Annotated in this window: 23 protein-coding genes; 11 read left to right on the top strand and 12 right to left on the bottom strand. The window is 41.6% G+C overall.

What is annotated here, in order from left to right:
- Positions 1 to 2 precede the first annotated feature (2 nt).
- The 3 genes from EHO59_RS03820 to EHO59_RS03810 all read right to left on the bottom strand — a co-directional run bounded on the left by EHO59_RS03820 (position 3) and on the right by EHO59_RS03810 (position 6,470).
- Positions 3 to 1,571 (bottom strand): methyl-accepting chemotaxis protein, encoded by a 1,569-nt coding sequence (locus EHO59_RS03820; protein WP_135584898.1) that lies wholly within the window; start codon positions 1,569 to 1,571, stop codon positions 3 to 5.
- Between the two features lie 142 nt (positions 1,572 to 1,713).
- Positions 1,714 to 4,875: a SpoIIE family protein phosphatase gene (locus EHO59_RS03815; protein WP_135584896.1), complete on the bottom strand. Its 3,162-nt coding sequence runs from the start codon at positions 4,873 to 4,875 to the stop codon at positions 1,714 to 1,716.
- 137 nt (positions 4,876 to 5,012) lie between these two features.
- Positions 5,013 to 6,470: an NAD-dependent succinate-semialdehyde dehydrogenase gene (locus tag EHO59_RS03810; RefSeq protein WP_135584894.1), complete on the bottom strand. Its 1,458-nt coding sequence runs from the start codon at positions 6,468 to 6,470 to the stop codon at positions 5,013 to 5,015.
- A 242-nt stretch (positions 6,471 to 6,712) separates the two neighbouring features.
- Between EHO59_RS03810 and EHO59_RS03805 the strand changes: the two genes are divergently transcribed.
- Positions 6,713 to 8,017 (top strand): hypothetical protein, encoded by a 1,305-nt coding sequence (locus EHO59_RS03805; RefSeq protein ID WP_135586473.1) that lies wholly within the window; start codon positions 6,713 to 6,715, stop codon positions 8,015 to 8,017.
- A 7-nt stretch (positions 8,018 to 8,024) separates the two neighbouring features.
- Here the strand turns inward: EHO59_RS03805 and EHO59_RS03800 are convergent, their stop codons facing one another.
- Entirely contained in the window at positions 8,025 to 8,960 is a 936-nt protein-coding gene (locus EHO59_RS03800) for a CPBP family intramembrane glutamic endopeptidase (protein ID WP_135584891.1), read from the bottom strand.
- Between the two features lie 80 nt (positions 8,961 to 9,040).
- Complete coding sequence (locus EHO59_RS03795) at positions 9,041 to 10,759, bottom strand: GMC family oxidoreductase (protein ID WP_135584889.1); 1,719 nt, start codon at positions 10,757 to 10,759, stop codon at positions 9,041 to 9,043.
- 118 nt (positions 10,760 to 10,877) lie between these two features.
- Here EHO59_RS03795 and EHO59_RS03790 point away from each other — a divergent pair, with 118 nt between their 5' ends.
- Both EHO59_RS03790 and EHO59_RS03785 read left to right on the top strand, forming a co-directional pair.
- Entirely contained in the window at positions 10,878 to 12,320 is a 1,443-nt protein-coding gene (locus EHO59_RS03790; RefSeq protein ID WP_135584887.1) for a flavin-containing monooxygenase, read from the top strand.
- Positions 12,301 to 13,332: an alpha/beta hydrolase gene (locus EHO59_RS03785; protein WP_135584886.1), complete on the top strand. Its 1,032-nt coding sequence runs from the start codon at positions 12,301 to 12,303 to the stop codon at positions 13,330 to 13,332. Before EHO59_RS03790 ends, EHO59_RS03785 begins: the two co-directional genes overlap by 20 nt.
- A 1-nt stretch (position 13,333) precedes the next feature.
- Here EHO59_RS03785 and EHO59_RS03780 read toward each other — a convergent pair whose 3' ends face one another.
- Entirely contained in the window at positions 13,334 to 13,690 is a 357-nt protein-coding gene (locus EHO59_RS03780; RefSeq protein ID WP_135584884.1) for a hypothetical protein, read from the bottom strand.
- 301 nt (positions 13,691 to 13,991) lie between these two features.
- Between EHO59_RS03780 and lsa26 the strand changes: the two genes are divergently transcribed.
- The 5 genes from lsa26 to EHO59_RS03755 all read left to right on the top strand — a co-directional run bounded on the left by lsa26 (position 13,992) and on the right by EHO59_RS03755 (position 17,536).
- On the top strand, positions 13,992 to 14,777 hold the full coding sequence (lsa26, locus tag EHO59_RS03775) for a surface adhesion protein Lsa26 (RefSeq protein WP_135584882.1): 786 nt from the start codon (positions 13,992 to 13,994) through the stop codon (positions 14,775 to 14,777).
- Between the two features lie 75 nt (positions 14,778 to 14,852).
- Positions 14,853 to 15,278: a MarR family winged helix-turn-helix transcriptional regulator gene (locus tag EHO59_RS03770; RefSeq protein ID WP_135584880.1), complete on the top strand. Its 426-nt coding sequence runs from the start codon at positions 14,853 to 14,855 to the stop codon at positions 15,276 to 15,278.
- 69 nt (positions 15,279 to 15,347) lie between these two features.
- Positions 15,348 to 16,097, top strand: a complete 750-nt coding sequence (locus tag EHO59_RS03765; RefSeq protein ID WP_135584878.1) for a glucose 1-dehydrogenase — start codon at positions 15,348 to 15,350, stop codon at positions 16,095 to 16,097.
- Positions 16,098 to 16,221: 124 nt separating this feature from the next.
- Complete coding sequence (locus tag EHO59_RS03760) at positions 16,222 to 16,782, top strand: DNA-3-methyladenine glycosylase I (protein WP_135584876.1); 561 nt, start codon at positions 16,222 to 16,224, stop codon at positions 16,780 to 16,782.
- Between the two features lie 151 nt (positions 16,783 to 16,933).
- Positions 16,934 to 17,536 (top strand): hypothetical protein, encoded by a 603-nt coding sequence (locus EHO59_RS03755; RefSeq protein ID WP_135584875.1) that lies wholly within the window; start codon positions 16,934 to 16,936, stop codon positions 17,534 to 17,536.
- A gap of 13 nt (positions 17,537 to 17,549) precedes the next feature.
- On the opposite strand, the gene EHO59_RS03750 is transcribed toward EHO59_RS03755, so the two are convergent.
- On the bottom strand, positions 17,550 to 18,152 hold the full coding sequence (locus EHO59_RS03750; protein ID WP_135584873.1) for a TetR/AcrR family transcriptional regulator: 603 nt from the start codon (positions 18,150 to 18,152) through the stop codon (positions 17,550 to 17,552).
- A gap of 115 nt (positions 18,153 to 18,267) precedes the next feature.
- Between EHO59_RS03750 and EHO59_RS03745 the strand changes: the two genes are divergently transcribed.
- Positions 18,268 to 19,083: an acyl-CoA thioesterase gene (locus EHO59_RS03745; RefSeq protein ID WP_246052640.1), complete on the top strand. Its 816-nt coding sequence runs from the start codon at positions 18,268 to 18,270 to the stop codon at positions 19,081 to 19,083.
- A gap of 49 nt (positions 19,084 to 19,132) precedes the next feature.
- Positions 19,133 to 19,816, top strand: coding sequence for a YwaF family protein (locus tag EHO59_RS03740; RefSeq protein ID WP_135584869.1), 684 nt, complete (start codon positions 19,133 to 19,135; stop codon positions 19,814 to 19,816).
- Here EHO59_RS03740 and rsx read toward each other — a convergent pair.
- The 3 genes from rsx to EHO59_RS03725 form a co-directional block, all read right to left on the bottom strand.
- A complete protein-coding gene (gene rsx, locus EHO59_RS03735; protein WP_135584867.1) occupies positions 19,813 to 21,153 on the bottom strand; it encodes an LIMLP_03685 family anti-sigma factor in 1,341 nt (446 codons plus the stop codon). The genes EHO59_RS03740 and rsx overlap by 4 nt on opposite strands.
- Position 21,154: 1 nt before the next feature.
- Positions 21,155 to 21,685 (bottom strand): RNA polymerase sigma factor, encoded by a 531-nt coding sequence (locus EHO59_RS03730; protein WP_135584865.1) that lies wholly within the window; start codon positions 21,683 to 21,685, stop codon positions 21,155 to 21,157.
- Between the two features lie 87 nt (positions 21,686 to 21,772).
- Positions 21,773 to 22,240 carry a helix-turn-helix domain-containing protein gene (locus EHO59_RS03725; RefSeq protein WP_135584863.1) on the bottom strand — a complete coding sequence of 156 codons (468 nt, stop codon included), beginning with the start codon at positions 22,238 to 22,240 and terminating at the stop codon, positions 21,773 to 21,775.
- Between the two features lie 288 nt (positions 22,241 to 22,528).
- On the opposite strand from EHO59_RS03725, the gene EHO59_RS03720 reads away from it, so the two are divergent.
- Entirely contained in the window at positions 22,529 to 22,816 is a 288-nt protein-coding gene (locus EHO59_RS03720) for a DUF433 domain-containing protein (RefSeq protein ID WP_135584861.1), read from the top strand.
- 20 nt (positions 22,817 to 22,836) lie between these two features.
- Here the strand turns inward: EHO59_RS03720 and EHO59_RS03715 are convergent, their stop codons facing one another.
- A complete protein-coding gene (locus tag EHO59_RS03715; protein WP_135584859.1) occupies positions 22,837 to 23,364 on the bottom strand; it encodes a NuoI/complex I 23 kDa subunit family protein in 528 nt (175 codons plus the stop codon).
- Positions 23,351 to 24,805: an NADH-quinone oxidoreductase subunit G gene (locus EHO59_RS03710; protein ID WP_135584857.1), complete on the bottom strand. Its 1,455-nt coding sequence runs from the start codon at positions 24,803 to 24,805 to the stop codon at positions 23,351 to 23,353. The genes EHO59_RS03715 and EHO59_RS03710 overlap by 14 nt, the downstream gene beginning before the upstream one ends.
- Positions 24,806 to 24,883 lie beyond the last annotated feature (78 nt).

The raw sequence follows: 24,883 nt of genomic DNA, 5'->3' as shown, positions 1-24,883 counted from the left end.
AATCAATCTTTAGATGCTAAGACTTGAGCTTCTGTCTCTAAGATCGTAATGGTTTCAGACAATAGTTCACTCTTATGTAAAAGTGATTCCATAGAGCTTTGCAAAGAAGATACGGAAGTCATGATTGCATTTGCACCTAAGGATTGTTCCTTCGAAGCAGTTTCAATATCCGAAGAGAGATTTCTAAGAGAAGTCAGACTGTTCAGAAAACGTTCGTTCACTGTTTTTTGCTCACTTAAAAGCTGATTCAATTGCTTAAAGCTGTCCAAAAAATTCTCAAAGAGAGTGTCCTGCTCTTTTACTTTCTCACTAGCAGTGTGAGCCGACTTCTGTCCATCTTGAACGTATTTAGTACTCTCATTGATGATCTTAGAAATTCTGTCCGCATTCTCGGAGCTGCTCTCTGCAAGTTTAGATACTTCAGTTGCGACCACCGCAAATCCACGACCGGCGACTCCTGCTCTAGCCGCTTCAATAGATGCATTCAACGAAAGTAAATTCGTTCTATCGGCAACGTCCGACATGATCTGATTCACTTCTCCCACTGAGCGAAATGAACTTCCTAAAGATTCCAAAGAATTTCTGAGCCCGTCTACGAATCTGCTAACCGCTTTTCCCGCATCCAAAACGATATCCATATTCTTATCCAGATCGGAAGAATGTCCCGAAATACGATCGATCAATGTATTTAAATTGCGGCTCTCTCCCAATAAGTTCTCTATCTTTCCGAACTGATCGTTTACAGTACTGGCGGATTGTTCCGTTTGTGCTAAAAATTCTTCCATAGTAGAACTAATCTGCTCGAAGGAAGCGGCGTGATTGCTCACAACTTCCGAAAAGTCATCGGAGAAGTCCTTTAGCTTTTTGGAATTTTCTTTTAAAGAGACAGCGGACTCGGTCATTCGAACTTTCCCTTCTTCCAAGTCTGTTCTGGACTTTTCCATTGCTGCTGATTTTTCCTCTTCGACAGATTTCAATCGGATAAAGATCTTAATAACTGCGACGACGATAAAAGCAACGGTCAGCAAGAATAACATTTTAGTAATCTGTTCTGACATGGAAGCGTAACCTGGAGTGATCGAAAGCTGACTATCTTCCGAAAAGGCAACGCCTGTATTCGCTGCATTGATCACCACCAATGTTTGAGCGATGATAGTAGAAACTCCAACCGCATAAACAAACCCTGGAGACAAGAGTAAGCCTGCATAAATAATATAAATTACGTTAATCGTAAATAAGACCACTTGCTTGATCACATTAGAAGAAAGTTTTGCGTCCTCGGAAGTGGCCCCAACCATCACTAGACAAAGAACAAACACATCCGCTATGATGAATACTTTTGCAAGAAAAGGAGAAACTCCTGTACCAAATCGATTCTTTAAGAAAGAATAGGTCACATACAGGACCATTATGCTTGTCCCAGCAATATATAACGAATTTTGCAAGAGAGTACTTCTCTTGTAACCCATTGCAATAGACAAGAAATACAAGATGGTAAGTCCAAATCGGATTCGGTTGATTGTGATAGGCCCTTGGCCTAGGATTTTATCTGTTTCGGAACGTGTTTCCATCTAATAAGAGCCCGCTTGGAAATTATTTATGGTCTCAGTATTGAAGACGGATAAAGGGGGAATAAATCGATCCTTTTTCAATCCTTAAATCATGGAAAATTTATAGCAAAAGAAAGGTAACGTGACCTTTATCAATCTTTAATTAACTGATTTCATCTTTCGGGTTCCAGTTCTTTCTAAGAACGTCCCGTATACGCAATACAGCCTCGTTATTAGGTTCCATGTGTAAGGCTGCTTGGACCATACTCATCGCTCTTTCATAATTTTTTAATGCGATATAGACCTGAGCCAGGTTCATTAGGTTTTTGAAATGATCCGGTTCTCTTAGTCGAAGCCTTTCCCCGAAATCCAATGCCTTTCTAAGCTGACCTGCCTTTCTGGCCGCAAAAGAAGCCACATACAGGATTTCCTTATCAACAGGTTTGATATTCAAATAATCTTCGGCATAATGAGCTGCCTTGGAGTAGTCCTTGAGCTTCAAGAACAACTTTATGAAGTTCTTCTTTACTTCAGGAATGCGGCTATCTAAATTCTCAGCTTCTTCCAAGTATGAAATTGCTTCTTCTACATCCTTGCTTTGAGAAGTTTCCTTTGCTCGACGAAGCAGATCTTTAATCTTCTGTTTTTGTTCGTCTTGGTGTTTAAATTCGGAAGTGTCTTCTTTGAAAGAAAGTCGGATCAAAGACAAATCATCTGTAAGCGGTCCCTTGGACAGAATTGCATCATAGATCCCTTGCAAATCGGAGCGACCTTCTTCTACAATAGATAAGAACAATCTTTCGTCATCGTTGATGATCCTTCCGCCTTCAGAGTCGGTTCCGATCAGAATATCGTCACGTCCGTCCGATCCGGCAATGATCACATCTCCAGGCTCTAGTTGGAAGGTTTTGATATAGATCCTTCCTTCCATGCCTGTTGTACCCAGTTTTCGGAACATCAACTCGTCTTCTATGAAGCTTGCGATCCCGTCCCTATAAAGTACCGTCCAAGGATGCTCTGCATTAATGAAATATAATATACCTACTTCGTCGTCTACGAGACCCATTACGGAGGAAACAAGCATGGATCCGTCAAAGCTCTCGAATACTTTATGCAATTCTGTGAATGCATTTTTTAACCATCTCTCCGGAGATTGGTTCTTCATCGCTTCGGCAAGTCTGGTCCTTTCTATAATGGATTCAAAGACTGCTCCCAATACCAACGCGCCACCAGCGCCTTGCATTGATTTTCCCATCGCATCCGCATTTAAGAAAACAGTATAAGATCTATCCTTCAGCTCGATATGATTAGAAATATTTAAATCCCCACCGATCTCGTCGTGGTATCTTCTGAAAGTGAATTTCTTTTTTTGCTCCATTAAGAAATCTACTTTTACGTTTTCTTGAATTGCTTTGTTTGCTCCTAACGGCTTGATCAAAAGAGAAGTTAAGAAATAGTCTCCGTCCTGTTGTTGCTTGAGCTCCTGCACTTCTCCAAGGGTTTGTTCCAATTCCTTGGTTCTTTCCTTTACCTTTTCCTCCAACTCGTTTGCATATTGCTCGAGTTGTTTACGTGCTGCCTGTATCGAGCGAGCCATTCTATTGAAGGAACGAGCAATAAATCCAATCTCGTCTTCTACACGAGGCTTCAATCTGTATTCCAAGTTGCCGGAATTGACTTCTGTGAGTCCAACGACTACTTCGTCCATTGGTTTCACTAAAGCATTTTGGAAGAAGAATCTAAATCCAAAGATGATCACGAGCATCACCGCAAGCAAACAACCTACAAGAACTAGAGAAGGATCATGTATAAATGCTCTATAGGATTTGTAAGTGAACCCTACCTCGTAGATCTTTCCGTTCTCAGGATGAACAACCAAATAAGAAACGTAGTATTGGGGTTTTTCGTCACCGACCGTATAGAACTTGGTTCCTCTATAAATTCTCTCACCTACTTCTAAGAGCGGAGACAAAGGAGGTAATACTGCCTTATTGATCTCAGATCCAGATGTTCCTGCTTTTAATTCGGTATCTACCTTGTTCTTTACCTTCTCCAATATTCCGGAGAGTCCGACCTCATTCGCTACTAAAAGTTTATCAACTGCAGCTGTATCGGACTTAGTAGGTAAGTGAGCGAATTTACTTTTCACTACTTTCAGTTTTTTATTTAAGAAACGGAAGAAATCTAAAACCTCCGCATCGGAAACTACCACATCTCCCTTTGATTCCAAAAACTGGCGAAGCCCTTCTTGGTACGCGTAAAATTCCTTAGGAGATTCCGCCAAAACTTCTTTGGATCTTTCCCATCTTTGCTTTGCGGGAAGATTTCCCAATCGAGTCAAATTACGAGAGATATAAAAGAATCTAAGCTCTAATCTATCTTCTATATCAGATCTAAGATCCTTGAATCCTCTCTCGGTTTGAAAGCGGTTCTCTTTCGGATCATAAGATATCAAGTACGCAAAACCGGGAGGCTCTTCTCCATTGAAGACAGTAAGTTTAGCTTCTTCTTTCTTGATCAGATCGAAAGAAGAATCATATCCGTTCAAAATAGTAAAACCGACCAATTGAAATGCCAAGAGGAAAGTTGCCATACTGACTCCTACGATCCTACTTAGGATGGTAGTTCTTTCCTTGGTTGCATTCACGTAGATGATCAAGATGAGGAATAATCCTGCTACGAGAAGAATGTCCGCTGTCTGTTGATATACCGCTCTCGACACGGTACCTTCCCTGCTTAACGCGTTCGTAATCCCAGGAAAGAGAGTGATCGTAATGTAAGCGAGAGTGATGTATATGACCGATCTTCTCTCTGCTCCTTTTTCAACTACCGATCTCCAAATTGCAGCAACTAAGAAAATCGCATTGTAGATAAGAACGAGTAGGGAAAATATCTTATAGAACAAATGGGTTTCGAAGTCCCAGTAATGGCTGCCCATCACGAAGGTTCTTGTGGACTTTAAGGAAAGTATAATATAGAAAATCGCGAGCGCGATCACTCCTACGTAGAGAAGTGAATAAAGTAGCAATCCGAGCTTGACTCTTTTCGGATTCGGAAAGTAAAAGAAGAAGATGAATAGCTGAGTGTATCCGACCATCGGAAATGGGATCACGATCCATCTATGAAAGATGGTCCAATCTTCCGCGGAACAAAATGCTATCGCATATCCGAGATGAAAGATTGTAGTAGATAAGCTGGAGATCCCCAAATGAAAGGCAGCCTTACTCCTATCTTTGATCGTCAAAAAGAAGAAGGCTACATAAAGAGAAAATAAAGAGGCGAGTAAGGATCCGAAGAAGTAAAAATTAAAATAAAGAGGGTCCATAAAAAAGGCAGCCTATGAAGATTATCGGAGAGATCCACTCGTCAAGGAAAAATGTAATTTCCTAAAATCCAGCTAGGGAGAAGACGAAATCTTTCCTTAAAAGCTAACAAAAGAAAACGAATCCCAAATTCTTATTATTAACTTTGGCCTCCCCAGCATATATATTTTATTTCCTGATATTCCTCTATTCCGTATTTAGAACCTTCTCTACCAATACCTGATTCTTTTACCCCGCCAAATGGAACTTGTTCGGTAGACAAAATACCTTCATTCACTGCCACCATTCCGGCTTCTATGGATTCGGTCATTCTCCAGATACGAGCGGGATCGTTCGTATACATATAAGATGCCAATCCTACAGATGTAGCATTTGCTATTCTAAGAGCTTCTTCTTCTGTTTTGAAGGAATGAATCGGAGCAAGAGGACCAAATGTTTCTTCTTGAAAACAAAGGGAATCTTCTGTAACATTAGTGAGAACCGTTGGCTCATAAAAACTTCCTCCAAGAGAATGAGGTTTTCCACCGATCCGAAGCTTTCCTCCTTTTTGCAATGCGTCCTTCACATGAGAATCCACTTTATGAAGCGCAGCAGAATGGATTAAGGGTCCCTGATTTACTCCTTCCTCAAAACCATTTCCTACCTTGAATTTGGAGACTTCTTCTGCGAGCATAGTTGCGAATTCGTCAGCGACCTTTTCTTCTACCAAGAATCTGTTTGCACATACACAGGTCTGTCCTGTATTACGAAATTTTGATGCGATTGCTCCCTTTACTGCTTCTTTTAGGTTCGCATCGGCAAAAACGATAAAAGGCGCATTCCCTCCCAACTCTAAAGAAATTCTTTTGATCTGCTTTGCGGATTTCTCTAAGAGAATTTTTCCTACTCGAGTGGAACCGGTAAAACTGATCTTCTTCACTCCTGGATTATCTAAGAATTCATCTGCAATAGTTTCGGGCCTTCCCGTCACTACTTGAAATACTCCGGGTGGTAAACCTGCTTCTTGTGCAAGCACCGCCAAAGCAATCGCGGAGTACGGTGTAAGTTCAGAAGGTTTAGAGATCACAACGCATCCAGCTGCTAAGGCAGGCCCAACTTTTCGAGTGATCATCGAAGAAGGAAAATTCCAAGGAGTCAAGATCCCGGTGACTCCGATCGGCTCTTTCCAAGATAAAAGTCTAAGCTCCTTTCTATGTGTGGGAATGATATCTCCATAGGTACGTTTCGCTTCTTCTGCAAACCATTCTAAATAAGAAGCAGCATAATCGATCTCTCCTCTGGATTCTGCCAAAGGCTTACCTTGCTCCCAAGTCATGATCTTTGCCAAGTCTTCTCTGTTTTGGATCATTAAATTTGCCCAATTACGTAAGTACTTTGCTCTCTCTTTTGGAAGAGTTTTTGCCCATGATCTTTGTTCTTTCTCTGCAAATAAAATGGCAGCTCGGATCTCTTCTGCAGGAAGATCCGGAACAGATCCGATCTCTTGATTGGAAGAAGGATCATATACAGGAATCATCTTGGAAAAATCTTTCCAATGTCCTAGATAAAAATTACAATTTCGAAATAAGGAAGCTTGGGCTAAATTCGGAGGATTCATTTTAAACTATCCTAATCCATTCTATATTTCTGAAGAAGAAGAAGAGGTTTTTAAATTTCGTCCAGTCTTTTCATAAGTAAAATTTGCTGACTAACATACGTTCATCCCAATTGCATATTCCTCCGAATTTCTTGCACATTACTCTCTAAAGACATAGTAATCAGGAATTTTATTTTTTCTAGAAAATTAATAATTCGTGTATGTGTATTGAATTTACGGATCCTCCCAAAAATACTGGTTATATGAGAAGAAGTATAGGTACGTTAACGTTTATCCTCTTCGTCTCTACAAGCGGTTTAGGAGAACTCTTAGGAGTTACCATCCGCACCGCCTCAGGTAGAGTTTTCGAAAAAGTCACCATCCAAAAAGAAACCGAAACAGAAATAGAATTCGTAAGTGCGGATGGAGTCATTATTCGAGTTCGAAAAGATAAAATCAAACAGATCACCGAAGATCGTCCGGACACAACTCCAGAGTTGACCACCGACGAAAGTGTTCCCACGGGAGCGGTAAAGCCACAAGTGCCAGCGGATGCCTTGCCGGAACATTCCATTTTGCTTTCCCAATCAGTTTCCAATGATGGTGCCTTCCAAGGTTCCGATCTATTCGGAGAACGTCAGGCAAGGCGTAATGGAACTTCTTACAAGGATTTCTACCAGGCATACTTCCTAACCACCAACGTGGAACTATTAGGATTACCTAAAGGGTTTAAACTAGGACTAACCATGATGAACCCAATGGTGGACAGAAGCAATACTGACTCTGATCTAAGAATGCAATCCACACCTGGCGGACCGGATCAGACGAGCTTGGTGGATAAATCTCTGGCAGCAGGTCAGTTGCTATATGATCCGAACCAGGTTAAGACTCGAAAAGAACAGAACGGTCTCTACGATTATCTATTCACCAGAGCGATGTACGATCATGAGACAAGACTTGGAACCTTTACTGCTGGATTCTTATTCATCAACCAAAACCAGCCTGGCTACGCAATGAGAGGCTATTGGGTCATCGGTTGGAAGGCTCCCTTCTGGGAATGGTTGAGTCCAACGATTTCAATTAACAACAAAATGTTAAACGATTTCGGTGGTGTATTCCAAGGAACTCACAACTATCGTTTAAGCTTGAGTCATGAGTTCTTCAAAGGAGAGACTTTCAGGATCACTCCTAGCTTGGTCGTCGGTTACGCAGAAGTGAATGATAATATTGATCGCAAGAAAGGGATCAGTGATATCAGCCCTAGGCTACAGTTCGATTATGGAAAATTCTTCTTTGCAGCGAACATGATGTATAGAGCGACTCCAGCTCTGGTTGATAACGGCACATATACTCCGAATATTGGAGTATATGCGGATAATAATCCGAACGATGGAATGACTGTGGATCCTGCGAAAGCTTTCGGGTACAAGAACGAACTGATCGTCAACTATCTGAGTTCTTTATCCACAAGTCCTGCGGTGCAGAGGAGCTTAGTAGAGCATTATCAACAACAGCATATCGTGCATATGATATTCTTCTATAATATAGGGTACACGATCCGTATCTGAAATAAGATCACATCAAGTACAAGAATTGAAGGGTGGCAGCAAGCTCCATGGCCCAAGCCACCCCGATATTAATTATAATTCCTGCATATACTGACTTTGTTCTGTGAGAGATCATTCCCAGAATAAAACCCCCGAAGAACGAACCCAAGGCCTCGAAAGATGGCTTGGTAAAATGCAAAAGCCCGTACATAAATGCCATTGCTAAAACTGCAGGTTTGCTTCCGAACCTTGTAGCCAAAGGCAAAACCATAAATCCTCGAAAGAAAGTCTCAAGCGCAACGAAACCGAAAGCGTAAGCGATCTCGAAAACTAAGATCCAAGCCCAAGGTGGATAATCTATATAACCGTCAGGAAATCGATTCGCAAAGCGAGGATAATATGCAAGAAAGGAAATCGAAAAGGATGCGATCGCTATCACCGGCAGCATCAATCCAAGAAGAAGTGTCACTTCTCTCCATTTAGAACCTGCGTTGAGTCCCAAGAATCTATCATTCGAATCCTTTTGTTTCCAAATCCAATAGAGTGGAATAGCCGCGTAGATACATATATTACTGAAATAATTCAAAGACATCATTCCGATCCGAACAGAAGAAGTATCTAAGAAAGATAATAAACTCGTATCTTTCAGTCTTGCCGAACTCACCAAAGTAAGAACGACCACGATTCCAATTACAAAAGGAAGAAGTCGTTTCCATTCTCCGGATTTTCTATACAAAGCCAAAGCGATCGGATATATGAGCAAAGCTCCAAAGGAATAAAACAAAAAGAAGAAGAGAAGAAGAGCCTCTTGTTGGTCCTTTAAAGTTACGAAGATGGTTTGAACGAAAATAAATTTATAATTCAAGGCCCAAACGGCGAGAAAAATAAACAGGACAGCAGCGAAAGAAAACCAATCCTTCTTAGTTTGAAAAAAATCCTTTAAGCTTTCTTTGAATAAAGACAAGACCTATCTCCGAAACTCTTTCGAGCTTTATTCGGAGATATTTCCTTTGTCGAATCTACAGTCTATCGTTTTAGAAGATGCTACTTGGCAGCCTTCGTTTTTTCAGGAAATACTACAGAGCTGATCCCAAACGTATCCTCAAATTGAAAAGAACGAGCGGATCCCGATTTCGTTGGGATCATGGACATCGCCCTTTCCGTCATTGCGGTGATAGAAAGAGAAGGATTCACTCCCAGATTCACAGGGATCATTGAGCTATCACAAACTCTTAGATTCTTATAACCAAAGACCTTGTTCTCGAAATCGATAACTCCTTCTTCCGGATCAGAACCCATAACACAACCGCCCATAATATGACCAGTGATCGGCGCATTCAAAAGGACATCATTTAAAGAACTACGAGGAAAGCCTCCGATCTTCTTTGCAATCTTTCGTGCAGTTTGATTTGCGATCGGAATATAAGAAGGTGTCTTTTCTCCTTCCGTTAATGCCGAGGTCATAGACTTCTCAAAAGGCCAAACAGTTCTTCTCTCACGAACCAACTTCACTTTGTTGTCCAAGGTTTGCATCACAAGAAGGATCAAAGAATTTTTTGCAAACCCGAACGGCCAAGATGCCTTTAAGAAATATAAAGGATGCGTAAACATCGTGAAGAAATACTTCAAAGGTCGGGGAAATTTTCCTCCTCCATCGGTGAGAACACTCGCCAAAGTTCCGAAGAAATCCGAACCTCTGGAGTATCGCACTGGCTCGATATGAGTATGATCATCCGGATGAATGGAAGAAGTGATCGCCACTCCTCTAGAAAAATCCACGTCTTTCCCAAACTTAGAAACAGCAAGAACTGTCTCACTATTCGTACGAACATTATCACCCAAGCGAGGAGAAAGCCTCGTCATACTTCCATTTTCTCTGGCACGAAGAAGAAGACCTACAGTTCCCATCACTGCTGCGGACAAAATCACATTCTTTGCTCTAAAGGTTCTCTTGGGAGATCCGAACCATCCTGTTGTGGATCTAGTCTTTAATTCGTATCCGAATTCTCCGCTTGCATTCGAATCCCTTTCTCCTTTTTCATTTAAAGGAATTAAGTCCGTTGCTTTCGTTTCGGGAAGTATTTTGGTTCCTAACTTCTCCGCGAAGAATAAATAATTTTTATCTAATGTGTTTTTAGAATTAAAACGACATCCCACCATGCAACCTCCGCAGAAATTACAAGTAGTTCGATCAGGACCTTCTCCTAAAAAGTAAGGATCTCTTACTGTCTGGCCACTCTTCTCTCCAAAGAAAACTCCAACAGGTGTAGGAGTGAATGTTTCTCCTCTCCCCATATCGTCTGCGATCTCTTTTAAGATTTGATCTGACTCATCCAACTTTGGATTTTTAGTTACACCAAGCATACGAGACGCAACTTCATAGAAGGGAATCATTCCATTCTTCCCTCCGATCTTCTGATAGGTAGGATGATTTAAGGTCTTGTCGGAAGGAACATAGAGAGTGTTTGCATAAACTAGAGAACCTCCACCTACACCGGCGCCACTGACTAGAAAAAAATCTTTCAATAGATTTAATCTTTGTATGCCATAAAAACCAAGTCTAGGCATCCAAAGATATTTGTGAACGGACCAATTCGTTTTAGGAAAATCTTTTGCAGCCCATCTCTTTCCTGACTCGATTACTAATACAGAATAACCTTTTTGACTCAGGCGCATCGCTGAAACACTACCGCCAAACCCTGAACCTACTATAATATAATCGTAATCAAAGTGAACATTTGTTCTTCCATTCTCGTTTGCCATAGGCAGACCTAAACATATTGATTTATTCCCTCAATCCATTTTCGGACTTGACTCATGTCAGATCCGCTCTTCTACTAAGAATGCATTTTATAACGATCATTATGATTAGGAGACATCCATGCAAGAGTTACCAAGAGTATGCGTGATCGGCGCAGGCTCGAGCGGAATCACTGTTTGTAAATCTTTGCAGGACAAGGGCATCCCTTACGACTGTTACGAGAAAGGAAGTGATGTAGGCGGGAATTGGAGATATAAAAACGATAACGGTCTAAGCAATATATACAAGTCCTTACATATCAATACTCATAGAGATAGAATGGAATATAAGGATTATCCGATGCCGACTTGGTATGCGGATTATCCAAACCATGAGCCGATCCAAAAATATTTCACGGATTACACGGAACATTTTGGACTTCGAAAAAATATCAAATTCAAGAACGGTGTCGCAAAAGTAGAACCTCAAGAAGATGGAACTTATCTAGTGATCAGCGAGAAAGGAGAAAAAAACTTCTACGATGCTGTGATCGTAGCGAATGGACACCATTGGTCTCCTCGTTGGCCTGAACCTGATTTTCCAGGTAAATTTAACGGAAAGATAATACACTCACACGACTATGTGGACCCGCAACATCCAATCGATTTAGTAGGAAAGAAAGTCGTAGTACTCGGAATGGGAAACAGCGCCATGGATATTTCCGTGGAGCTTAGTCGTCCGGGAGTCGCAAAGAAAGTTATCTTAAGTTCCAGAAGAGGAGCTTGGGTGATCCCGAATTATCTTTTCGGAAAGCCTCTCGACAAATCTACTGAGATGATCCCTCCAGGAACTCCATTCTGGATCAAACAACTTCTATTCGGAATCATGCTGAAGATAGGAGTGGGCAAGATGGAAGATTTCGGACTGCCAAAGCCTGATCATAAGCCTGGAGAGGCACATCCTACAATCTCTCAAGATATCTTGGTTCGTTTGGGAAGGGGAGATATCAAATACAAACCGGTCATCCAGGAATATAATGGAAGCAAGGTCAAGTTCTCTGACGGTTCCGAAGAAGAGATCGATGCGATCATCTATTGCACAGGATACAATGTAAAATTTCCTTTCTTTCATTCTGATTTCATTTCAGCACCGGATAATTATCTGCCTTTATTCCATAGGACTTTCAAACCAGGATTAAAGAATCTTTTCTTTGTTGGGTTGTATCAACCTCTGGGGGCAATCATGCCTCTTGCAGAATTCCAGGGCAAATGGCTGGCAGAATATCTTACTGGGAACTATTTACTTCCTAATAATTCCGAGATGCAAACGCAGATCAAAGATTATGAAACGAAAATGAAGAAACGTTATGTGGCTTCTGCAAGACATACGATGCAAGTCGACTACGAAGACTTTTTGTATTATATGCAAAAAGAATTAAAAGCAGGAAAGAAACGAGCATCTAAAACTTCTAATTCTCTACCGATCGAGGCAAAGGCAAAGTACAAGCAAACCTCTAAGTCGGGTTCCAATGGACACAAGAATGAAGTAAGGAAAACCAAGAAGCGTGCTCTGGCAAAAGTTTGAAGGAGTAGCAGCGAGGGCATTACTTTCTTTACCGAACCCGATACTTAGAGTTTTCGGAAAGGATATAAAACGCGGCAGGACCTTGGATCCCAAGATCCGCGCCGCATTGGTCCTGGCAAAGATCAAACCGAAACCGGAGCATCTTCCTCCATTAAAGGCGAGAGCTCTCTTTAGGGACATCATGACTCTATTCGACTTGGAGAAGATCGAACTTCCCCGAGTAGAGGACTTTACCATTCCTGGAACAAAAGGACGTATTAGAGTAAGATTATATTCCTCCAACCAAGGTTCAACCTTAGAACCATGCCTTCTTTATTTTCATGGAGGAGGTTTTGTAATCGGGGATCTGGACTCTCATGATCCTCCTCTCAGATTTCTTGCAAAGACCTCCGGTCATGCAATACTCGCAGTGGATTACGGATTAGCACCCGAATCGCAATATCCTTCTTCTTGGGAAGACGCTTTCTCGGCATACAAATGGATCAAGGAAAATGGAAAGGCACTCGGGCTCGATCCAAAAAAGATCGCAGTCGGAGGAGACTCTGCCGGAGGAAATTTAGCGATCTCCATTTCGACCCAAGCCAAAAAAGAAAAACTTCCCCTTCCTCTATTCCAAATTTTGATCTATCCTTGGATCGATCTAACACAAGAAAGAAAAAGTGTGGAAGAGTTTGCCGACGGTTATGCTCTCACTAGAGATCTATTACGTTATTTTAAAAAACATAGTTTGCCGAATTCCAAGGATTGGAAGGATCCGAGGGTCACACCATTTCTGCAGGCTTCCTTGGCTCATTCCCCCCAAACCTATATGGTGATCGCAGGTTTCGATCCTTTACAGGACGAAGGCCTTGCTTATGCAGATCTATTAAAGAAGGCAAAAATTCCCTTAGAATTGAAGGTTTATGAAAACTTAATACATGGGTTCTTTAATCTTGGGAGAGGAATTCCAAAAGCTAAAGAAGCGCTGTATGATATTGCAGGCTGGATAGAGAAGGGATTCTCTAAAAAATAGATTAAAACGCTTTGTAGATCCGATTCGGTTGGGCAAAAATAACGATCCCAGATCTCTTGCCTGCTTCTACAAGATTCTCTAAGCCTGGGTCCTTCTCATAAACCACACGATACGTGTCATCCGAAAGCTCTTCGATTTTTAGGATCGAGAATCCTGGCATTAGATCCTTGATCTTAGAGCTGCTGTTTCCTGCTACTAACTTGATAATATATTCGTTCGGCACCACCTGCCTCTTTTCTTGAGGGGGCTTCTTCTTACCAAAGGGAGACTTACGATATTCTTGAGCACTTGTTACAAATGGAAAAAGAAATGTAATGAAGATAAAACCGGCCAACAAAGATCGCAAAAAAGAACTCATATCTAACCTCATCCAAAGAACCAAATGAAACGAGCCGCGGTCCTTCCGGCGCTTTTGACATTCTTTGACCTTTAAACGATCTACAAAAGTTCTTTTGGAAAAGTATCTGAAGAAAGAAAAGCGAACCTTAGATTGAAAATCTCACAGAAAATTCCCGGATTTATACCCAACGGAAAACAATAGGATCGACAAAAGAGGCTTTCTAATCTCAAATCACCAAATAAATATCGAAATTTCTTTCCCGGGAATCCGACATAGAAGATAGAACGGAAGGACTGAAAATCTCGTCAGATTGAGACTTATGAGCCCAAGAAAGTTTTTTGCATTTGTAATCTTTACACAGCTTTTCTTTTTTTCGACTTCCCTGTTTTCCTTGGGCACATATTCGGAAGGATGGACTGTCGCTAAACTAACCCAGTTTGAGAGTAGTGGGATCATCTACGAATCTTACGAAGGGGTCATAGAAGTGACTGTTTACGACCCTGCGGAAGAATGTGACATGGCCAGGGACGAGTGCTTTGCTCCAGTGCGAAAGAAAGTGCAGGTCAGCGTTCGGCCAGAAAACGCGGATGTGGTAAATTTCTTAAGCAAGAACCTGAACCAAACTATTTTAATACAATTTAATATACATAGGATCAAACCTGTGGCGCTTTCTACGAGTATTGAGATCGTAGACGCTCAATACCAAGATAGCAAACTCCCGCATACATCACCCGTAAAAGATCCGAGTGGTAGGATCACAGTCTGGGTAACGGCCCACGATACTGCGACACCGATCGACAAAATGACCAGCCGTAAAACTGGAGGAAAACGAAACTTTTCCGTCACCGGTAGAATTCTCAGCTTAGAATACAAAGGCACAATGGTCGGAACGTACGAAGGCATCTACTTGGACGAATCCAGAGGAAAAGTACATCCCTTTTCTATTACATCCGAAGAAATGGCTGAATTCGCCTGGAAAGCAATGAAATACAGTGGAAGATACTTTCTAGGGGTTTCCGTTGCATTCGTAGTCGGAGTTCGAGAATCCAACTACGATATCTTTGAGATCAATTTCAGAGAACCTGCGGGAACTCAGTCGAAGTAGAATCATTTTAACCGATTTACCCCCATCTTTTTCAACTTGACAAAACTTTCCAACTATTTCGATGTCTAAATATATATGAAACCCGAGTTCATCATCCATTTGCTGTCCAGGACCAGAGACCGGATCCAAAAGCATTTATCTGCCGAGTTTCAGAAGCAGGGGATTCAGGATCTTGTCCCTGCACATGGAGGAGTTCTGTTCGCCTTAGGAAAAGACGGTCCTCTTACTATGAGTGAACTTGCAAAATGGCTCGATAGAACCAATTCCACAATCACAGCCTTGTTAGATAAGATGGAAGAAACAGGCTATATTAAGCGATCCAAGCCTTATGAAGATGAAAGAGTTACTTCCGCGGAGCTAACCGAAAAGGGAAAGGGAGCCTTGGATCTAGTCCAAAAAGCCTCTAGAGCTACACTTCTTCGAATTAACAAAGACTTGGATCAGAAAGAAAGAGACGAGTTCTTTCGTATTCTAACCAAAATCTATTCCAACTTCGAGTAATCATGAGAAAGCGAAAGTTTCATAAATACACCCATTTATTTCGATATCGAAATAATAAAGGAGATTGATATGTTTCAAGGAAAGACAGCCGTGATCACAGGCTCGGCAAGGGGTATAGGAAAAGCCATCGCAAGATCGTTATCAAAAAGAGGATGCAAAGTCGTTCTCTCTGATCTAAACGAAGCGAATTGCGAGGCGACTGCAAAGGAGCTGGCTCAAGATGGTGGCGCGAATCTTCTTTGGAAGGTTTGCGATGTAACCTCGAAGGCCCAGAACAAGGAACTCGCGGACTTCGCCTTAGAGAAAACCGGATCCTTGGATATCTGGATTAATAATGCAGGCGTAGTTGAAGACGATCTTTTCCTAAGAATGAGTGAAGAGAAATGGGACAAGGTTCACTCCGTCAACTTAAAGGCTGCATTCTTCGGAACCCAAGCTGCGGCTAAGTTGATGTTAAAGAATAGGAAGGGAAGGATTATCAATATAGGTTCTGTATCCGGCTTCTATGGAAATGGTGGTCAGGCAAACTACTCCTCCGCGAAGGCAGGATTGATGGCTCTCACCAAATCGGCAGCAAGAGAATTTGCATCCAGAAACATTACTGTGAACTGCGTTGCTTCTGGATTCATTGCAAACGATTTCGTAACCAATGTTCCAGAAGAAATCGTAAAGTCCATTCTGGAGTCCATTCCTCTTAAGATCGATCGAAATCCAGAAGACTCTGTAGCTTCTGCGGTAGCTTTTCTTGCTTCGGATGAGGCGGACTGGATTACCGGTGCTACATTAAGAGTGGATGGAGGAATGATGATCGGATTCTAAAACCATTGCACTCGATTTGCGAACCTAGGAACTGCGTATTCCTGGGTTCGCAAAATTTACTTGCACTACTCAACACTTGCATAGATATAAAGATCTTACTTCTCCTCTTGGAATTTTAACAACCATGCAAGCCAGAAATAAATACTGCGTTTATATTGAATCGCTCGGCCCCAAAGATTCTTCCGAAAACAAAATCTATCATGACAACGAGTATGGTTTTCCTCTTAACTCAGATGATGAGTTATTCGGCAGACTGATCCTAGAAATTAATCAAGCAGGACTTTCCTGGACAACGATCTTAAAGAAGAAGGATTCTTTCCGTAAAGCTTACAGAAACTTCTCGATATCCAAGGTGGCAAAGTTTAAGGAAAAAGATTTCGAAAGGCTGATGAATGATGCGGGAATCATTCGAAACAAGCTCAAGATCAATGCAGCCATTCATAACGCAAACGTAATACTATCTATCCAAAAAGAATTCGGCAGCTTTCAGAAATGGATCGATTCACATCATCCTAAGACTAAGGACGAATGGGTAAAGATCTTCAAAAAGACTTTTGTATTCGTAGGAGGAGAGATCGTGAACGAATTCCTGATGAGCACCGGCTATCTAAAAGGATCTCACGACCCCTTATGCCCGATCCATAAAAAGGTTCTAAAAGCAAAGCCTGCATGGGATCGAAAATAATTTACTAAAATCCTTGAAAAGCCCTCCGGAAATTAGAACGCAATAGCCAAAGCTAAAGTATTCGGAACGAACGAATAAATTTCCGGCTTGAAAACGTTATTTTTCTGCTGGATGCTTCCTTATCCGAGTAATATAATCGATTTTCGAACGAATGAAAGCAAAGGTCTCCATACTCTTTCTCTGCTTACTAGCCATTGTCTCGCCTTTTCTTCTGAAAGCACAAGCGAGCAAGGAGTCCTGTTTGAACTGGGAGAATATCTTTCCCAAGGTCGAATCCAGAATGTACTTAGAGATTAGCGATTTGGATCTGATTTTAGATCCTCCTTCCTCCGCGTATATGCGAAGCACTCGCGCAGGAGAAAGGGTGCCAATCACGAAAGGCTCTTTTAATATCGAGAACAACAAAGAAGTTCACGTTGCATTCACTTACGATTCTGGAGATCCGGACGAATGCACCGTTATCTGCAAAGAACAATCCAGATTCATACATACTTCTAGAGACGCAAACGAGGTCTATGATTCCTGCGTTAAATCATGCAAAGACAATACCAATTCTAAATATGGAAAGGATCAGTTCCAACTTCCAATCTGGTTTAAGATCTATCGGGACGAATCCGATCAGATCCGAGTGGATTCCATTTTATATAAGGATCCAAATCCTGTTTTAGGAAGATTCGCGTATGCATTCCCTCATTACTTTGCAGGAGATCTGGTGAAGTGCTCTGCCCATGTTTGGGACTTCGGCTCTAATTGATAAAAGTTGATCCTTATACGAAAGGGTCTAAAGAGAGTAATTCCTTTTCCAAGCGATAAAGGTACTTCATGTCCCCCGACATACCGAAAAGCTGCAAGGCTCCTTGGTAGTAGAACAATAACCTTTCTGAAATTTCTCGAGCCTCTTCTGCGCTTAACTTCTTCTTAGAATTCATCTCTGCATTCTGTATATAATTTTCGAATTCAAAGACCCATCGATCCAAGGCTAACTTTACGAATTCTGAAAGTTCAGGCTCATCATGAGTTTGATTGGAAAGATTTGCATAAGGACAACCGTACTGATAGGAACTTCGCAATCCCCTACGTAGCACCTTCATCCAAGCCTTTATAAAATTGGAATATTTCTTTTCGCGGACCATCACCCTCTTGGCGAGGCCCAGGATAGAATCTTCTTGGTCCTTCAGGTAAGCCTTACCCAAATCCTTCTTAGAAGGAAAATGAATATACAGACTTTTCTTAAAAGCTCCTGCCTCTTCTAAGATCTCATTGATTCCAGTATTGGGATAACCCTTGGAGTAAAAGAGTTTGGAGGCGGCCTTCAATATCCGTTCTTTTGCAGAATCTTCCGGCTGGATGGTATCCTTCTTCACTAACATACGCTTAATCTTTTTTCTAATTCGATCTTAATTGTGGTAGACAGATCTGTCTACCACAATTTATTCTGAGCCAGAGGGTAGACCAACTGGTCCACCGGAGGATTTTATGAGGCTTATGGAACAAACCCAAAAGACAATAAGCTCCCTTTCCCTACCAGTCCGCAGGGCGGATTTGGATGTGAACGGCCATGTGAATAATGGAACCTACCAAAGTTATCTTGAAGAAGCCCGTCTCAAGGCTTTCGCAGAATTAAAGGCCCAAAACGAGTCTCAAATCCTCGAGTTGGATCGCCTTTCTATCCGTCGTTGCGAATTGGAATATAAGGGAGAGTTGAAATATCCCGAAGAGGCTCGGATCACCACCGAGATCTTAAGTTCCAATCCGGAATCCACGGAGATTGTCCAAGAAATGTTTCGTGCCTCTGATTCGGCTCTTGTTACCAAGGCCAGTTTCACCCTGGGCTTTCCAGGAGAAGAAAAGGAAGTCTTCTTTAATGAAGAAAATTATCCGTACTCCTTTTATCATCAGATCGGAGTCGGTTGGGCAGAATTAAATCCGGAAGGGGTTGTAGATCTCGATGTCATCCAATACTATTTGGACGACGCAAGGATCCGTTCTTCTTATCAATCAGGTTTGGACATTGACGACCTGAGAGAAAGAGGAATAGGACCGGTAATTTATAAGTTAGAATTGAATTACTTCGATACTATGACATTTCCGAACGACTATGTGATCGTTACTTCCTATCTAAGGACTGACAAGAATAGATTAGCGTTCACACATGATGTGTTTTCCAAATCTACAAAGAAATTGATCCTTTCTTGTCTGGCACATGGACTTTTTATGGATCTAAAAAGAAAGAGACCTTATCAATTTACAGAAGCAGAAATGGAGAAGGTGTTTCGCACAAAAACCACCCCGATTTTTTGAAAGAATAAGTATTTGAAATTTTTCTTATATTCGGAGAGGGTTCTCGTCCATGAGATTCGAGCATTGGAGCCCTCTCCATTTTGTTATTCTATTTCTCACATTCTTTCTAAGTGCAGCCCTTCCTTTTTATGCTCGAAGATCCGCTTCTTTAAAGACTAGAAATTATATCGGATTTTCTTTAGGCGCAGTACTCATCCTAAACTATATCGTGTATATTATATACAGGGCCAATTCAGGATTCTGGCATTGGCGCTACGATCTGCCCATGGAATTTTGCAATTGGTCTGCAATCGTAACTTCTCTTGCATTATTTTCTAGAAACAGGACTCTCGCTGAGCTATCTTATTTCTGGGTTATGGCAGGATCTTTCCAAGGAGTCTTGACTCCGGATCTTTCGGTCGGATTTCCTCATATTTATTTTTTTATCTTCTTTATCGCGCATTCCGGACTCGTGATCTCTGCATTATATGCGGTGTTTGGTCTAGGTTTGATTCCACGAAAAGGTGCGATCCTGCGATCCGTCTTGTACAGTCAGATCTACGTGCTTGCTGCCATGAGCGTGGACTTTCTATTGGATGCGAATTACGGCTATATGCGATATAAGCCGACTTCCGGTTCAGCCTTAGATTTTTTAGGACCCTGGCCCATTTATATTCTTTGGATGGAAGCGATCGGGATCGTTTTGTTTACTCTGCTCTACCTTCCTTTCTGGAGAAGGAATCGAGAGAATTAATACTCGTATTCTATCTTTTCGACAGCTTCGACCGGAATGATCAGATTTCCTTCAGGTTTTAGGATAATATAGAAATTGTCCTGTTGGTAGATATAACCTGTTTCGGATGTGCCATCTTTCATATGAAGCACCCGAATTTCTTGAGGCTGATTTCTTTCCTTTAATAATTCTATCGTAGAGCTCTTATCGATCTTCTTAACTAGATTCATCAGAAGTTCTCTTTCTTTCAAATCCTTAGGAGGAAAGCGAACCATGGTCGCAAACTTTTTCTCCAGTTCCGCTTTTTCATTCGGAAGGATTTGTTTAAGAGAATTCTTCAATTCGACAGGAACGATTTGGATTCCCGCCTTAGGAAGCGCGTCTACCTGAGACTTGATGCTCTTAATCAATATCTCATCAACCTCGACGTCAGGATTTACTCTCTTTCCTACGCGGATTGTTTCTTCGATCTTCTTAAGCCCTTCTATCCTTGCACTTGCAAGACCCTGCCAAGCGATCTGCTGTCCTGCTTCGATTGTAACCTGTTGTTTATCGAATAGATTCGGATATTCTTGTTGGAGAAGTTCCATCTCTCCCTTGCTAACAACAGAAGAAATAGAATCCCAAAACAATGCGACTCCTGATTCGAGTCTAACTCTTCCTTCCAAGACTTGAACAGAGACTGAGTTATTAGAGCGGCCCCGGTGTAGAGAAACCTTAGTACCTTCTAAAGTTAATTTAAAATCTTTAGCTGTGATATAAACATTCTCAGAGTTCTTAGGACCCTGGCTGTCCAAAAGAAGTCTTCCGTAACCGATACTGAGATGAACTTCTTTATCACTATGGTTCGCAACAAAATCCGTTTCAGGCAATGCTCTGATAGTGATGCTCTTTCTTCCTTCTAATTGGATATCACAGACTGAGAATTTTCCGGATTGAATTTCTTTGCCGGAAATATCCTCTCCTGCTTCTAGTTTTTTTCCATCAGAAGTACAATTGCCATAAGACTGAGTGAATATATTTGCAGGCTCTTGGTTACCGAAAGGATTTCTGGCAATATAGAAGCCTATGGATAATAAGATTAATGCTGCAGCGCTAACAATCAGCACTGACTTAGGTAAGAATATAACCTTTTTCGGAGATGTATAATGAGGTTGAAGGTCTTGATCCGAAGCCTGCACGATAGAGTTTCGGATCTGCGCTTGGATACGAGTAATCTGACGATATTCATCGGCCTTATCAGGATCTTGGAGTACGTACTCCAATAGCTTCTTCTTTCCAGCTGAATCGATCTCGCCGGAAATATAAGATTCCAGAAGTTCTTCGAAATTTTTCGCCTGTTCTGTATTCAACGACATCTTACAGTCCAATCCCTTCCGACTCAAGATAAGTGCGCAGTATCCTAAACGCACTTAATAAGCGACGGCTTACTGTCCTTTCCGAAATGCCAAGCGCCTCGGCCGTCTCTCTTAAGGTCTTCTTTTGGATCTCTTTCAATATTATTATGCTTTTTTCCGGCTCAGGTAGACTTGAAACTCCCTCTCTTAATGCCGAACTGATAGAATTTTTTTCTAAATCCAGGGGATCGTCATGGTTCCCGTCGGATAATTCCGGAAAATTCTCGATATTGATCGAAACATTTCCGGATTCTTTCTTTGTACGATTAAAATGTTTAAAGTAAAGATTTTTACCGATTGTACAGGACCAAGAAGAGAAACTTCCTCGGTTCGGATCGAACCTGTCCATAACTTCAAATGCCTTTAAGAAGGTTTCCTGAGTTAGATCCTCGGCAATTTCGGGATTTCCGGAGAGTTTTAAGAGGAAGTGATATACGGTATTCCGACAAGACTCATAGAGTGTGGAAAATTCCTGTTGCGAAAGACCTTGCATTTTCCTCAGATGCGGGTAAAAAGCCCCGTTTCTGACTAAACTCTATCGCATATTAGTTCTAAGGAAGCAAAATTCCGTTAACTGCAGTTAAGGCTTCTTTGACTTTTTCTTTGGTGAAGCAACCTTTAAGCTCTTGCCATCTGAACCTTTGATCGTATTCAAAATCGGCAAAGTCAGCGCTCTCAAAAATTCTTCGACCAAACTCATGAATTGAGGCAAATCTTTATATGGATACAAATAGACGACGATCCTTTGCATGCTAGAAGATTCGATTAGGTCTTCAAACATATTTTCCTGCACTGGCTTCTTCGTATCTTTTAGAAAGAATTGCTTTATATCGATTCGATAGAATTCGCAGATTAGGATCAGATCTCCCGCCAATAATCTAGACTCTGCTCTCTCTACTTTTCCCAAAAGATTAGGATTAAAAGGGACCTTAAATTCTTTCTCGAGTTTAGCCGCGAGTTGCTGTAGAGAGAGGCCGCTTTGCTTTCGATGATAACGAAGCACCTGGCCTATCTTTTTATATATTTCTTCCTCGGGTCCTTTTTCCATAAGTAAGACACTGATAAGTGTCTAGAATGGAATAAGATCTCCCGAGCAAATCCGCTTCGAATCGAATTCAGACAGAATGAAGTTCTAAGAGGACATTTGAAAGATTTTTCAAACGATTAAGGTAATATAATTACTAATTTATTTTTAAAAGTACTACTGGGAACTTTAGTTTTTTTCAAAAAACGTCCGTTCCCAAAACAAAGGAACTCATTCCTTTATGATGAAAATTTCTGCCAAATTTCGTTTCCGATTCAAAATTCCCATCTCAGAATTGTTATATAGTTTAGAATGGAAATAAATACGGAACTAGTCGATCGAATAACGGCTCATCCTTCCGTCTGCGGAGGAAAACCGGTTATCCGTGGGACCTCGATTCGAGTTTTAGAAATATTGGATATGATCTTCTTAGGATTTGGATGTCCGGAGATCATTAGAGAATATCCAGAGCTCACTGTAACAGATATTCAGGCCTGTTTGGAATATGCCACTCAGCGCTTGCATTCTCCGATCTTGGATCGGGCTACAAAAGAGTTAGAGGATATAGAAAAGGAAAATTCTAAACTGAAAGCTTCTTAAAGAAGAATGGTGGGCGGGTTTTAAACCCGCTCGCCTAAGATAGGGCCACCGGCCTTTTGCATCATTCTTTCTTTCGTGAGGATCAAGTCCTCTCGATTGTCTGCGGCCATCTCAGCCGGCCCGTCCAAGTAAATCGCTCCCTTTGGACAAGCTTCCTCGCACATTCCGCAAAATATGCAACGGAGAAGATCTATCTCGAATTTCTTTGCATACTTATCTTCCGGATGAAGATGCTGGATCTCAGGAGTCACATGACCCGCTTCGATCTTGATTGCATCAGCAGGACAGATCCACATACAGCAAAAACAGCTAGTGCATCTTTCTCTCCCCTGCTCATCCCTTTTCATGGTATGCATTCCGCGGAAACGAGTGGAGTATTTTCTTCTCTTTTCAGGAAACTCTAGAGTCACTGCTCCCCTCAAGAATGCAGCTTTTATAAAGTGCTTCAGAGTGATCCAAAGACCCTTTCCGATAGAATAAGAATATAATTTTTGATACCAAGCCAGCTTATGCTTTTTGGCTACGTTGATTACGTTAACGGTTCCCAATTGCTGCCTCTCTCGGATTGGAACGAAGTTCTCCAATCTTCTTCGCTAATGTTTGGAAGATCTCTCCGGAACTCAATAAGCCTTTCGGTGCTTCCATTGAACGATTAAAATTCTGTACCCAACCCTTCTTATTCGTAAAGCTTCCGCTTTGCTCGGAATATGCTTTGATAGGCAGGGAATATTTCATCTTTGAAACTTCTTCCGTTTTGTTCGTTTCTAATAATACCACGGATTCTGAACGAATACCGGAAACTATTTCTCCAGCTTTTTCTTTTATCACAAAGACTAGATCATAATCACCTTTTGCGATAGAAGAACGCAGAGACTCGATCCCTTCGCCCGAAACAAAGCCAGAATCTACTACGCCCCTTGTGTTCGGTCTCTTATCTGTGGTAAGTTGGAAATCGATCTGTTCCGGCTCTTTGTATTGCTCCGAAGAAACTCTTCCTTCGATCACGAAAGGAACTCCGAATTGCGTCAGAGATTCATGAATCGATTTTAGATTTTCGTTAGATTCATGAGCTCCACCGATCACTGCGATCTTTTTCGCGCTAAGAATCCTATCGGAGATCTCATCCAGAACCAGAGAACTCACACTCGCCTCTCCATCTTTATGATAGGCGAAGAGCCTGTTTGTATTCAACCAATCGACTTCGAATCTACCTTGATCACAAAGGAAATATTGATCCTTCTCCTCGTCGATACGAGGCATATAGCGATACATCTTGTTGTCTCTTACGTTTGTGAATGTCTTACATCCGTTGCTACAACCTGGACAAACGGATTCTTCGGACTTGTACCACCAAACCCTGGACTTAAAGAGAGTTTTATTATTTAATAATGCTCCTACTGGACAGATATCTGCGAGAGCACCTTGGTAATTATGCTGGATCGGTTGGTCTTTTGCGAGACCGATAATGGAATGATATCCTCTTTCAAAGAGACCCAGGTTGGATTCTCCCACCATCTCTTCTTCGAAACGAACGCATCTATAACAAACAATACATCGATTGTGATTGATGATCAGATTTGTTCCGATCTCTTCCTGAGGAATATTTCGTTTCTCTAATGTGAATCTGGAATTGCCTTTTCCTTCTTTGAAGGAATTGTCTTGGAGCTGGCATTCTCCCGCCTTATCGCAGACAGGGCAGTCCAGAGGGTGATTTGCAAGAAGGAACTCCATTGTTCCCTCTCGAGCTTCTTTGACTCGATCGCTCTTAGTTACGATAGAAAGTCCTTCCGTAACCTTAGTATTGCAGGCTACCTGCAAACGAGGTACGCCTTCTATTTCGATAAGGCACATGCGACACATGCCGACTACTGATAATTTTGGATGATAGCAGAAGAAGGGAATATCTACACCCGCATCTTTGGCTGCGGATATTAAATTCTTCTTCTCGTCGACCTCGTATTCGATCCCGTCTATCTTTATCTTGACCACTCGAACCTCCGTTTTCTCAAAAAGAGCCAGGCGCGTAATCTCAATTGAAACGTACTATTCCAAGTTGGCAACCCGTTT

The sequence above is a fragment of the Leptospira semungkisensis genome, from assembly GCF_004770055.1.
In the GTDB taxonomy this organism is placed as follows: Bacteria; Spirochaetota; Leptospiria; order Leptospirales; family Leptospiraceae; genus Leptospira_B; species Leptospira_B semungkisensis.
The sequence above is the reverse complement of the archived record's forward strand: the minus strand, read 5'-3'. Positions and strand labels throughout refer to the sequence as shown.